This window comes from Mesorhizobium sp. M00.F.Ca.ET.216.01.1.1 (assembly GCF_004010325.2).
GTDB lineage: Bacteria > Pseudomonadota > Alphaproteobacteria > Rhizobiales > Rhizobiaceae > Mesorhizobium.
In genome coordinates, this window is the sequence record NZ_SADR02000038.1 from 34,048 (window position 1) to 45,099 (window position 11,052).

An 11,052-nucleotide genomic window follows, 5' to 3' on the forward strand; every position below is an offset into this window, starting at 1 on the left:
GGCAGGGCAGGAGGTCCACCGCTTCTACACGGCGCGTTGAACCGATCTTCTTCGACAGGTCGACGGAAGGGCGGTTCAACGCGCCCGACGCCTCTTATGGCGTTCTCTACGCGGCTGAGGAGACCAATGGGGCGTTGGCCGAGACGTTCCTTAGAACGCCTGGGCGCACCCTCATCGATACGGATCTACTCAAGCGGAAGGCGTATGTCCGCCTGCTCATCGGCCGAGATTTGAACTTGATCCGGCTTGCCGGGCCCGGTCTTGCCCGAGTGGGGGCAACCGCCGAGGTGACACACGGGGGGGTTGCCTTACGACGTGCCGCAGGCGTGGTCGATCGCGCTGGCCCGTCACCCTATTGCCGCTGATGGCATCGCCTACCATGCCCGGCATGATGATGCTGAACTCTGCTATGCACTGTTCGACCGATCGGCCGATGCCGTCGCGGAGTCGACACGCGAGGTCGATCTCGATCAAGATTGGTTCTGGCGGATCGCCGAGCGCTATGGGGTCGGCCTGGCGCCATAGGGCCAGCCGTCCTATGGCATGCGTAGGAGCGTGATTGTCGACGTCCCTTGGTCGTCGCAGAGAAGGGGCATTGATAGGGATGAAGCTCTCGGAAGCCTATCCACCTACTCACGGCGTACCCCGACCTAGTTGCCCGCGTGGCGGACGTCGGGCCGGCTCACTTCTTGCCCAATTTGTCTTCAACCTTCTTGCGACTGTTACCGACCGATTTCACGGCCGACTTGACGTCAGCCTTGCTGGCTCCGGTCTTGCCTGCCTCGTACTTCACTTCATGATCCTGTCCACCCGCGACCTTTGCGCGGTCCTGGCTGCGCCCGCGAGTTGTTTGAGGAGTGGCCATTTCTGCCTCCAAGGATTGCGTTCCAATTCCCAACAACGCCGCCGGCCTCTTCCGGTTCGATCCTTCGACACTCGGTATGGAACTGAATCCCCAGGCAGAGTATTGAATCGCACCATGTATTCGAGTTCCGTATGTCGGCGGTAGAGGCCGCCCTCAGCAAGAAGCGCACACGGCGCAGGGACTCAGAGTCTACCCAGAAATACCCACTCCCCATGTTTCGCCCGTTTCAGCTCTGCACGCTGACCGACGACATACCGGGCGGCGGGCATTGGCTATTCGAAATGAAGTTCGACGGCTATCGTGCGCAGGCCGCGATCTCCGGATCGGAGGTCGTGGTCTATACCCGCAACGGCCACGACTGGACCCGCCAGTTCAAGGTGATCCTGCCGCCGCTTCAGGCACTCACCAAGGGGTCGGCGCTGATCGACGGCGAGATCGTCGCCATCGACAGCCAAGGCCGCACCAACTTCTCCATGCTGAAATCCGGAATTGCCGCGGGCATGCCGCTCAAGTTCTACGCATTCGACCTGCTGGAATTGAACGGCGAGGATCTGTCCAGCCGGCCCCTGCTCGAGCGCAAGGAACGGCTTGCCAAACTTCTGGGCGAGAGGGACCCGGACGACAGCCTGCAGTTCTCCAGCCATATCGCCGACAATGGCAAAAGGGTCTTCGATACGATGTGCGCGGGTGGCCATGAGGGCATCATCGCCAAGCGCGCCGACAGTCGCTATGTCGGCGACCGCACCGCCAGCTGGCTCAAGATCAAGTGCACGAAAAGACAGGAATTTGTCGTCGGCGGCTACCGCCCCAGTGACACTGGCCGCGGCATGGCTTCGCTCATCCTTGGTACGTACGAGAATGGCAAGCTGATCTACCGCGGCCGTGTCGGCACTGGGTTCACCGAGGCGATGCGCAGATCCATCCTCGCGCAGTTGGAGAAGCGGCCTCTGGACAAGCCCGCCTTCGTATCCGTGCCCCGCGATATCGCGCGCCGCGCCAACTGGGTAAAGCCCGAGCTCGTCGCCGAGGTCACCTATTCCGAGGTGACACCCGACGGCAGCCTGCGTCACCCGAGTTTTGAGGGGATGCGCGAAGACAAGCGCGCCGACCAGGTGGTGATGGAAACGCCCAAGACGATCGCGACCGCCGCCACGGCCAAGCTGGATCCCCATATCGGCAAGGAGATCGCCCGTGCGGTTGGCGTGACCCTGACGCATCCCGACAAGGTCATGTATCCTGGCAGAGAAGTGACGAAGGCGAGGCTCGCCGCCTATTACGCAGCAGTCGCTGAGAAGATGCTGCCGCACATCCAGGATCGGCCGCTTTCACTGGTGCGCGACACTGACGGCGACCTGCGGCAGACGTTTTTTCAGAAGCACAAGCTGCCGGGGATGCCCAAAGCCGTCCATGACGGCCAGTTGGAGAAAATGTCCGGCAAGGAAAGCCGCATCCTCTGGGTCGACGACCTAGCGGGGCTGATCGCCGGCGTCCAGATGAACGTGCTCGAATTCCACGTCTGGGGCAGCCTGCGCCAGCAACCGAAACTGCCGCACCGCATGATCTTCGACATCGATCCCGACGAGGGACTGGGTTTCAATGACGTCAAGCAGGCAGCCCTCGACATCCGGGGCGTTCTGGAAGCGCTCGGTCTTCAATCCTGGCCGCTGCTGTCCGGGGGGAAGGGCGTGCATGTGGTCGTTCCACTCGTTCCTGAGGCCGACTGGGAAGCGGTCAAGAGCTTCTGCCAGGACTTCGCCGAACTGCTGGCCCGCACCGATCCCTCCCGCTTCGTTGCAAACATGAGCAAAGCGAGGCGCAAGGGCCGCATGTTCCTCGACTATCTGCGCAACGGCCAGGGCGCCACGGCAATTTGTCCCTGGTCGACCCGGGCGCGAGCTGGTGCCAAGTGTGCCGTACCCGTGACCTGGGATGAGCTGCCGAGCTTCAAAAGTGCGAGCGCATTCGACGTTTTCGCCGCTGCTGCGCGGGCTCAGCAGCCCGACGCCTGGGAAGGTTATTTCGACGTCGAACAGACGCTGACATCCCGCATCCGAAAAGCAGTCCGATAGCGGCAGCTAGTCCTGGTCTAACAACCGACACCGTGTGAGACGCGCTCGCTGAGGTTCAGCTGAGTTGTGCGAGTCCAATCAAAAGCCCTCCAGGTCCGCGGACGTAGCAGAGCCGAAACCCGTTCGTCATCGGCCGCGATGGCTCACGCGAAGAGGTCATCGCGAAATATCGCGCGTGGCTCGCATCTCAGCCCGATCTGCTACGCTGGACGAACTGCGCGGCCGTGATCTCGTCTGCTGGTGTGCGCCGCAGGCGTGCCACGGCGATGTGCTGATCGAACTCGCCAACCAGGCATGACGTCTTCGGCACCGTCACGCTGACGGGGCCGCTTCTGCATGCCGAGGAGCCGACCTGGGTCGATAGCCTCGGTTCCGCTTGGCGCGCAGCAGCTGGAGGAATGTTGCACGGCCGCGCCCTCGTCATCGAAGGAATGCTGGACCATTCGGCCGGTCGTTCCGATCCGTCCCCAGCGGCGCACCAGCCGGGCCTGGCGGAACAGCGTCTCCTCGATCGACAGCGCGTAAAACCGCGCCATGTTCCGGCTCGGTTCCCGACGTTCGACATAGAGCTGGTATTGTTGCCCGATCACGCCGAGCAGAATCGCGCAGCCGGAATCCGGCGTCCAATGATTGGTTTGAATCACCGGACCCGGATCGATGCATTCCCGTGATGGGTCGGCGCGAACGTCAGCCGTTCAGCGCATCCTTGACCGCCTTCGCCGGCGTAAAGGAGAGCTTCTTGGACGCCGCGATCTTGATCGTGGCGCCGGTCGAAGGATTACGGCCCTCGCGCGCCGGCGTATCCTTCACCTTGAACTTGCCGAAGCCAGGAATGCTGGTCTCCGCACCCGAACGCGCCGCGTCCGAAATTTCATTGAACACACTTTCGACGATCGCCTTGGCCTGCGCCTTCGTCAGGTTCTGCTCGGCGGCGATCTTGTCGGCGATTTCATTTGTTGTCGTCATTCGGTTCGACCCTTCTCTGTTGATGGGCGGCGAACCTAGAACACTATTGTCATCCTGACGATACCGAGAATCTGGAGGGTCTATGCTTCGTCACCATCGTCGATTTCGGATGCGAGGATCGAGATTGCATTCTCCAGCCGATTGCTACGAAACGGCTATCGGCAAATCAGAGCTCGATCTCAGCCGGATCCAGCGAGTCGATCCTTGCAGGCGTAGGCACAGCACATCCCGCCTCACGGATGGTGCGGATGTTGTGCTGGTAGCGCCGAATACGCTCCGCCATGGGAAGCTCCCGGCCATGGCGGAGCAGCTCGTCCTTCGGCCAGTCTCGCATCCACACAGCTCCATGCTCTTCCCGACAGTCGGCGCAGCGTTGCTCTTTTCGATGTCTCTCGACCCCCCGGATGAACCGTTTACGTCGAGCAGGTCGTAGGGACAGCTAGAATGCCTGGGAGCACTCGCGAAGCGGCCGAGACACGATAGCCAGGGGCCGGGCGAGGCGGTTGGGCCTATGGCGGCATTTCACCTGACACGACATATTGACCGGCGGTCTGTATGCCCATTTCAGGAACACCGGCTCGATGATTCCCAGCACGCTCCAAGCACCCGACCTCCCGCCAAACGTTCGCGAGCTCGACGATGAAGCGCTGCTGGATATCGTGCAACGGCAAACGGCCCGGTACTTCTGGGAAGGCGCACATCCCGTCAGTGGTCTTGCCCGAGATCGTCAGAAGACCACCGGTGCTCCGGCCAACGATCTCGCAGCTATTGGCGGCTCTGGCTTCGGCATCATGGCAATCATCGTTGCTGTTGAGCGCGGATGGATCGATCGCACGGCGGCATTATGCCGATTGCAGCGAATGCTGGATTTCCTGGAAAGCTCGCCGCGCTACCACGGCGTGTTCCCGCATTTCATTAATGGCCGTACCGGTGCCACAATTCCATTCCGTCGCAAGGATGACGGCGCTGATCTGGTCGAAACCACTTTCCTGTTTCAAGGTCTGATCTGCGCCCGCGAGTATTTCGCCGGGATGGCAACCGAGGAAGCACGCCTTCGCCATAGCGTGAACGCGCTGTTGTCACAGGCCGAGTGGAACTGGTTCACACGCGGGGCCCAGCAACTGATGTGGCACTGGAGCCCGAACCACGGCTGGGCGATGGACAGCCCGATCAGCGGTTGGAACGAATGCATGCTCACCTTCGTGCTGGCGGCGGGATCAACTCGCCACCCCATTGATCCGGGCATCTATCACGAAGGCTTTGCTGGTGGATCCGACTTTCGAAACGGGCGCGATCATTACGGGATCGTCCTGCCATTGGGAATGGATTCTGGTGGTCCGCTCTTCTTTTCGCAATATTCCTTCTGCGGACTCGATCCACGAGGACTGAGCGACCGATACGCCGACTACTGGCAACAGAACCTCCGTCATACGCAGATCAATTATCGGCATTGCGTCCGCAATCCCCATAACCATCTGGGATACGGCCCTGACTGCTGGGGTCTGACCGCGAGCCATGGGCCGCGAGGATACATCGCGAGCGCACCTGACAGGGACTTTGGCGTAATCACCCCGTCCGCTGCCCTGTCGAGTTTCCCTTATGCTCCGGGGGAAGCGATGCGCGCACTGCGCGGTTTCTTGACCAAGCCTCGAAATCGCATATGGAGCCGCTTCGGCTTTGTCGACGCGTTTTGCGAACCTCGCAACTGGTACTCCCGGACATATCTGGCGATCAATCAGGGGCCAATCATCGCGATGATCGAGAACCATCGTACAGGGCTTTTGTGGAGACTGTTCATGGGCGCGCCGGAAGTGCGCAGGGGCTTGGCGAGGCTGGGCTTCACCAGCCAGCACCTCGACACATCAACGTTTGCTCGGGGGCCACGAGCTGCCGCGGGTATGGCCCCACTGGGTTGCACCTAGCGCCGCAGGATGGTTTTTTCCCTGAGTGATCTGCTGGCAGGTGGGAGCAGTTCGCGAAGCGCGTCCCCGCCGCGTCGTAGCTACTGCTCAGGATCGGGAAATGTCAGCGATTTGGTCTCGAGAAAGTCTAAGCGCGGGCTCCAAGCGCTATCATGTATTCCCGAAAACCATGAAATAGATAGCGGCACCAATAAATAACGCAGCCGACATTCTCATGAATAGCTGAAATGAAAAATAATCTCTCATCGCGGCCTCCTTTGTTTCTATTAATTTTTCTCGGCCAATATTTGACCATATCACATAAGGATGCGATCTGGTAATTTATATGTTCCAGCGCTGCAGGGAGACAACGGCCGATGAAGAGCCAAGAAATTCTAGCCGACACCACCCGTCTCGGCCCGGTTCATCTGCGCGTCGTCGACATTCCAGCCGCCTTACCGGTCTGGCGTGACGTGGTCGGCCTCTCGACCCTGACCAGGGACGGCGGGATCGCCGAACTCGGCGTCGACGGCAAGACCCTTATTGTGCTGCACGCCGGGGCTACAAACGTCCTGCCGTCAAAGTCCCGCGATCTTTTTCATGTCGCCATCCATGTCACGACACGCGAGGAATTGGCCCGAGTCGCCGCCCGGCTGCGGGCCTCCGGCCTGAGGCACAGCGCTCAGGATCACCTAATCTCGGAATCCCTTTACGTTTCCGACCCTTTCGGCAATGGGATCGAGATCTGCTTCGACACACCCGAGCGCTTCGCTTCTAGGGAAGCGATGGCTGGCGGCGGTGTTTCGCTTGTCGCCAAGGACGGCACAAGGCATTCCGGGCTGGAACCTCTGGATATCGATCGATTGCTGCAGGAGCTCGACCCGGCGGACCGTATCAAAGTTCCGCTGGCGGCGGACACCTTCATCGGTCACATTCATATGCGCGCGCGGTCGCCCGAAACGCTGATGGTGTTCTACCTCAGCGTGCTTGGCTTCAGGCCACATATCCAGTCTGCAACGTTTGGCTTGTTTCGACTGCGGCACCGAGGAACGCCCACACATGGTGGCGTTCAACATCTGGGCTCGCGACGAGCTGAAGGAGCCACCGCTCGGCGCGGCAGGTCTGGAGCATTTTACCGTCGTGCTTCCCACCCGGGAAGACATCGCGGCCGTCGCGCGACGTCTCGGCGAGGCGCACGTGTCCTCGGTGCAAACGGAGGGGGCGCTGGACCTCTCCGACACTGAGGGAAACCGCCTGCGGATGGTGCTCGCAAGCGACTGATCTGACGGGTGTAGGTCTGAACCGGGGCACAATGGCGATGAAGGTAATTGGAACGGGCTTTGGCCGGACGGGAACGGATTCGATGCGCGAGGCGCTGACGATCCTTGGCTTCGGCCCCTGTCACCACATGTTCGAAGTCATGGCCAATGAAGACCAGAAGCGGCTTTGGCGTGCGCTGGCGAAGGGCGCGGCACCAGACTGGAACCAGCTGTTTGCGGGCTACGCGTCCTGCATCGACTGGCCCTCGGCGCACTATTGGCGTGATCTGATTGAGTTCTATCCGGACGCCCGGGTCATCTTGACATACCGATCGCCGGAAAGCTGGTGGAAAAGCTTCGAGAAAACGATCCTGGCAGGCATCAGCCAGAGCAAGGATCAGGAGTCGCTGAGCCTTACCTTGATCTCCAGGCAGGTCTTCGGCGGCCTGCCGCACGATCGCGCCAATGCCATAGCCGTCTACGAAGCCAATGTAAGGGCGGTCGTTGCGACAGTGCCGCCGGGTCGGCTGCTGGTCCACAATCTGGGAGATGGGTGGACGCCGCTGTGTCGGCATCTCGGTGTCCCAGTACCGGACCAGTCCTATCCCAATCGCAACAACACCAGGGACTTTCAGTCGGCCTAGTCTGACCGTATGCAATGGGTCAGGTCACGACGATGCTCGCGACGACGGTCAGAACCCGAGTTGGGGTAGCGTTAATTTCTAACCTACAGGCGACCGCCGTCCCATCAATTTTCAACGACGGCTTTGCGCCCCATGTCGGCCGTAGAGATCAGTTTCGTCTAGTGCTGAAATCAGACGGCAACGGCACCGGTGGCCGGAATTGCACCGGAACGGACGCCTATGCGAGTCGCGCCGCTTACCGGTCCGTTCAGGCCAATCCCGCACATAGCATCACTTACGCGCAATTGGCCGCTGCCCTTGCCAAACTCGGCCGGCTGGAAGAAGCGAGGGCAGCTGCCGCGCGGGTGCTCGAACTGCATCCAACGTTCAGTTATAGCCGCCAGTTTGCGGGCGTGAATTGTGCTCCAGCGCTCGCGGGGTGCCTTGGTGATGCGCTGCGTACTGCTGGACTGCCAGAGTAGTGCCACAGAATCGGTCAGACCGGGAGCCGGGACAACCGTGCTGATGTCGCGGTACCAGCGGTATCGGCGCGACTAGCCGCCTTACCTGGATGGAACCACCATCGCCCGTGGGAGGCGGCTGATCCGGTGGAATGACCAAAGGAGGAAAGGACAAAGGAGGAGTGCGGCAGCGCCGAAATCGAGCGCGATGGTTGCTGTACCGGCCCAAGTCGCAAGTTTGCCGCCGATCGCCGGGGCGGCCAACATGCCGGCATAGTAGACCGTGTAGAACACTCCCATCCCGATCGATCGCGTTCTTTGATCGAGCACCCGTGCGGGCAAGCTCATAATCGCGCCGGCAGGCAGGCCGCATACGACCCCCATGGTAATGATGAGGGGAAGCACTGGTCCGCTTCGCGACAGAACGAGCATTAGGAGTGCAAAACCGACACAGCCCGCGGTGAGGACCGCGTCGCCGCGTTTGCTGCGATCGGCCAGCAAGCCACCCAGGGGGACCGAAAGGGTGGCCAGCCAAAGCACCACGCTGGTCGCCGATCCCGCCTCCGGGCTGGACCAGCCGCGCTCGACAAGCATTGAGGGGCCGAAGCTGAAGACCATTGCGAAGCCGACATTGTAGAGACACCAGATCAGGCCGGCAGTGATGAGGGCGAAGGTGGTCCCGGCAGAAATGCCGCGGCGTTCGATCCCACCGGCGGGCAATACCTCCGGGGCGCGATAGACGATGGCCATGAGGCCGATGCCGACGATAATCAGGACTGAAACGGCAGTGCCCACGGCGGTCATCCCGAACGTCGTCCCGATTGCCGGCAATAGCATGAGAGCGATAGCGATGCCTGCTGGCCACGAGTTGATGTAGATGGCCATGGCGGTTGCGATTTCCCGTCCGGCAAACCAGTCGGCGACCATCTTGGTCATCAGGACATTCAGGAGGACACCGCCTGTGCCGCCGATCAATCGGCCGCCGATCTGCAGGCTCCAGGACGCCGACGCCGTCATCAGCATTTCACCCGCCAGCATCATCGCGAGGCCGGCGAGAACGGTCGCCTTGTCGCCATAGCGCTGACCGATGGTCGCGCCGGGCAGGGCCAACGCTAGTCCCGGTGCAAGATAGAGACCGATCAGAATACCTATGTCGGCCAGGCTCGCACCGAGGCTGTCGCTGACCAGGGGCGCGACGGCGGCGACGCTCTGAAACTGAAACGCCATTGCGGCGCGGGCGACAAACAGGACAGCAAGGATCGTCCAGCGACTGCGCACGGTTCCCCCACGGATTTGCGAATTATCCAGGCCTGATATTCTGATTCAATCGAAAGAAATTGGTCGGGTCGTATTGCTTCTTGATGGCGGCGAGGCGCGCATAATTGGCGCCGTAGGCATCACGCACGCGCTCGTCACCCTCATCACCGAGATTGTTGGCATAGACGCCGCCGGTTGAGAAGTGGTCTGACCGCATTCCACAGGTCGCGCGCCCAGCGGGTATTTGCCTCGTCATCGGCCGGATCGTCCCAGATGGCGATCGGGAAGCGGTCAAGGGCCGCATCGCGGTTGGCATAGGGCGAGTGCGACGCGGGCACGCGAGCGATCGCGCCGCCGACCTGCTGGAAAACCAGCAGGGAGGAGTGATTGGGAGCCCTCGCGTAACTGTCGAGCAGCGCCTCGATCGCACCATCGCTGATCTCGCGCATGAACTGCGCTTTCCAGTAATAGCGCCGCCCGCGTGGAAAGAGGCTGTCGCCCGCCGATTGAATCTGGAGGTAAGGAATGGCCTGAAGGCGACTGTCGATGGGGGATCCGAATTTCATCAGCGGCGCAATGATAGGTCCGCCAGCTTCGGGTGACCCGACATAGCAAGCCGAGATGCAGAAGGCCCGGTCACCGGAGGGCAGCGTCACGAGCGCGGCATCGACGCTCACCTCGTCCGGGGCGTCGCGGGAGAATTCATCGTAAAACCGCATGGCCTCGCGCGCGTGACTGTAGGCGTGCAGCACCGAGCCCATGAGAAGCGCCGTGCCGAGCGGGTGCAGCCGGTATTCGAACGCCGTCACTATGCCGAAATTGCCGCCGCCGCCTCGCAAGGCCCAGAACAGGTCGGGATGCTCGCTGGCGCTTGTCCGCAACAACCGTCCGTCAGCCGTGACAATTTCAGCCGCAATCAAATTATCGCAGCTCAGTCCGTGCTTTCGCCCGAGCTTGCCGAAGCCACCACCCAGCGTCAGGCCGGCAATACCGGTGTCGCTGTTCACGCCCATGGTCGTGGCGAGGCCGTGTGCCTGCGTGGCTGCGTCGAACTCGCCGAGGGTCAGGCCGGCTTCGGCCCTGGCGATGCGGCGCTCGGGATCAACGACGATTATCTTCATGCCGCCTAGTCTAGTGCGCGTCCATAAAGGGCAGTTTTTCTGAGGTTTCAAGGGTCGTTTGGCCGCGCAACCGGTGCTGGTTGGCGCGCTTGGTGGCACGAGGGCGTGCAGATCGCGAGCGAGAGCATTTGCAGCGGCCACGTCAGCATAGGGGGGTATCGGCCAGCGCCCGCCGGCGTGCCCACCACTGAGCGCGGTCGGATGAGTGGCGTCAGATCGGTTTGAGGCGGGTGAAGAGTACGAGGTTGTAAGCCACCACAGAGGACCAGACATAGGTCTTGAAGTGGTCGAGCCCGCGCCAAGTGCAGCGCCTCAAGCCGTAGGCGCGTTTCAGGCAGGAGATGCCGGCCTCGATGCCGGCGCGGAAGTTGCGCAGCTTGCGATAAACCCAATTGCTTTTGGCCATGTCTTCGACCTTGAGGCCGCTCTTCTTGTGGAAGGCCATGTCGCGCACGCCCCAGGCCTTGGCCCGGCGCAGATTTTCGCGGCTGGCATAGCCGCCGTCGGCCGCCGCCTGCCGCGGCGCCTGG

The 11,052-nt window shown here is 61.5% G+C and carries 14 protein-coding genes and 3 pseudogenes; 10 read left to right on the forward strand and 7 right to left on the reverse strand.

Annotated elements, in window-relative coordinates:
* The first annotated feature begins 44 nt into the window (after window positions 1-44).
* Window positions 45-365, forward strand: a complete 321-nt coding sequence (locus EN859_RS32160) for an RES domain-containing protein (protein WP_281015652.1) — start codon at window positions 45-47, stop codon at window positions 363-365.
* Window positions 304-525: an RES domain-containing protein gene (locus EN859_RS40335; protein ID WP_281015650.1), complete on the forward strand. Its 222-nt coding sequence runs from the start codon at window positions 304-306 to the stop codon at window positions 523-525. The genes EN859_RS32160 and EN859_RS40335 overlap by 62 nt, the downstream gene beginning before the upstream one ends.
* A gap of 157 nt (window positions 526-682) precedes the next feature.
* Here EN859_RS40335 and EN859_RS32165 read toward each other — a convergent pair whose 3' ends face one another.
* Entirely contained in the window at window positions 683-865 is a 183-nt protein-coding gene (locus tag EN859_RS32165) for a DUF3606 domain-containing protein (RefSeq protein ID WP_127856635.1), read from the reverse strand.
* Between the two features lie 212 nt (window positions 866-1,077).
* Between EN859_RS32165 and ligD the strand changes: the two genes are divergently transcribed.
* On the forward strand, window positions 1,078-2,934 hold the full coding sequence (ligD, locus tag EN859_RS32170) for a DNA ligase D (RefSeq protein ID WP_245525811.1): 1,857 nt from the start codon (window positions 1,078-1,080) through the stop codon (window positions 2,932-2,934).
* A gap of 158 nt (window positions 2,935-3,092) precedes the next feature.
* Window positions 3,093-3,154: pseudogene (locus EN859_RS40580) on the forward strand (hypothetical protein); the annotation flags it as partial.
* Here EN859_RS40580 and EN859_RS40585 read toward each other — a convergent pair.
* On the reverse strand, window positions 3,135-3,452 hold the full coding sequence (locus tag EN859_RS40585; RefSeq protein WP_348632957.1) for a WGR domain-containing protein: 318 nt from the start codon (window positions 3,450-3,452) through the stop codon (window positions 3,135-3,137). The pseudogene EN859_RS40580 and the gene EN859_RS40585 sit on opposite strands and share 20 nt — an antisense overlap.
* On the opposite strand from EN859_RS40585, the gene EN859_RS40590 reads away from it, so the two are divergent.
* A complete protein-coding gene (locus EN859_RS40590) occupies window positions 3,333-3,605 on the forward strand; it encodes a hypothetical protein (protein ID WP_348632958.1) in 273 nt (90 codons plus the stop codon). The two genes, EN859_RS40585 and EN859_RS40590, sit on opposite strands and share 120 nt — an antisense overlap.
* A gap of 16 nt (window positions 3,606-3,621) precedes the next feature.
* Here EN859_RS40590 and EN859_RS32185 read toward each other — a convergent pair whose 3' ends face one another.
* On the reverse strand, window positions 3,622-3,900 hold the full coding sequence (locus EN859_RS32185; RefSeq protein ID WP_127856633.1) for an HU family DNA-binding protein: 279 nt from the start codon (window positions 3,898-3,900) through the stop codon (window positions 3,622-3,624).
* Between the two features lie 539 nt (window positions 3,901-4,439).
* On the opposite strand from EN859_RS32185, the gene EN859_RS32190 reads away from it, so the two are divergent.
* Window positions 4,440-5,822 carry a glucoamylase family protein gene (locus EN859_RS32190; protein WP_348632956.1) on the forward strand — a complete coding sequence of 461 codons (1,383 nt, stop codon included), beginning with the start codon at window positions 4,440-4,442 and terminating at the stop codon, window positions 5,820-5,822.
* Between the two features lie 356 nt (window positions 5,823-6,178).
* Window positions 6,179-6,487, forward strand: a pseudogene (locus tag EN859_RS39825) (VOC family protein); the annotation flags it as partial.
* Window positions 6,488-6,493: 6 nt separating this feature from the next.
* Here the strand turns inward: EN859_RS39825 and EN859_RS39830 are convergent.
* Window positions 6,494-6,877, reverse strand: coding sequence for a hypothetical protein (locus EN859_RS39830; RefSeq protein ID WP_245525817.1), 384 nt, complete (start codon window positions 6,875-6,877; stop codon window positions 6,494-6,496).
* Here EN859_RS39830 and EN859_RS39835 point away from each other — a divergent pair.
* The 3 genes and pseudogenes from EN859_RS39835 to EN859_RS32205 all read left to right on the forward strand — a co-directional run.
* Window positions 6,861-7,082, forward strand: coding sequence for a hypothetical protein (locus tag EN859_RS39835; RefSeq protein WP_245525818.1), 222 nt, complete (start codon window positions 6,861-6,863; stop codon window positions 7,080-7,082). The genes EN859_RS39830 and EN859_RS39835 overlap by 17 nt on opposite strands.
* Window positions 7,083-7,119: 37 nt before the next feature.
* Complete coding sequence (locus EN859_RS32200) at window positions 7,120-7,704, forward strand: sulfotransferase family protein (protein WP_281015651.1); 585 nt, start codon at window positions 7,120-7,122, stop codon at window positions 7,702-7,704.
* Window positions 7,705-7,931: 227 nt separating this feature from the next.
* A pseudogene (locus EN859_RS32205) lies at window positions 7,932-8,165 on the forward strand (transcriptional regulator); the annotation flags it as partial.
* Between the two features lie 81 nt (window positions 8,166-8,246).
* On the opposite strand, the gene EN859_RS32210 reads toward EN859_RS32205, so the two are convergent.
* The 3 genes from EN859_RS32210 to EN859_RS32220 all read right to left on the reverse strand — a co-directional run.
* Window positions 8,247-9,422 (reverse strand): MFS transporter, encoded by a 1,176-nt coding sequence (locus EN859_RS32210; protein WP_127856631.1) that lies wholly within the window; start codon window positions 9,420-9,422, stop codon window positions 8,247-8,249.
* 143 nt (window positions 9,423-9,565) lie between these two features.
* Complete coding sequence (locus EN859_RS32215) at window positions 9,566-10,522, reverse strand: FAD-binding oxidoreductase (RefSeq protein ID WP_245525814.1); 957 nt, start codon at window positions 10,520-10,522, stop codon at window positions 9,566-9,568.
* A gap of 211 nt (window positions 10,523-10,733) precedes the next feature.
* On the reverse strand, window positions 10,734-11,052 hold a 319-nt coding region (locus EN859_RS32220), incomplete at its 5' end, for a transposase (protein WP_135913564.1).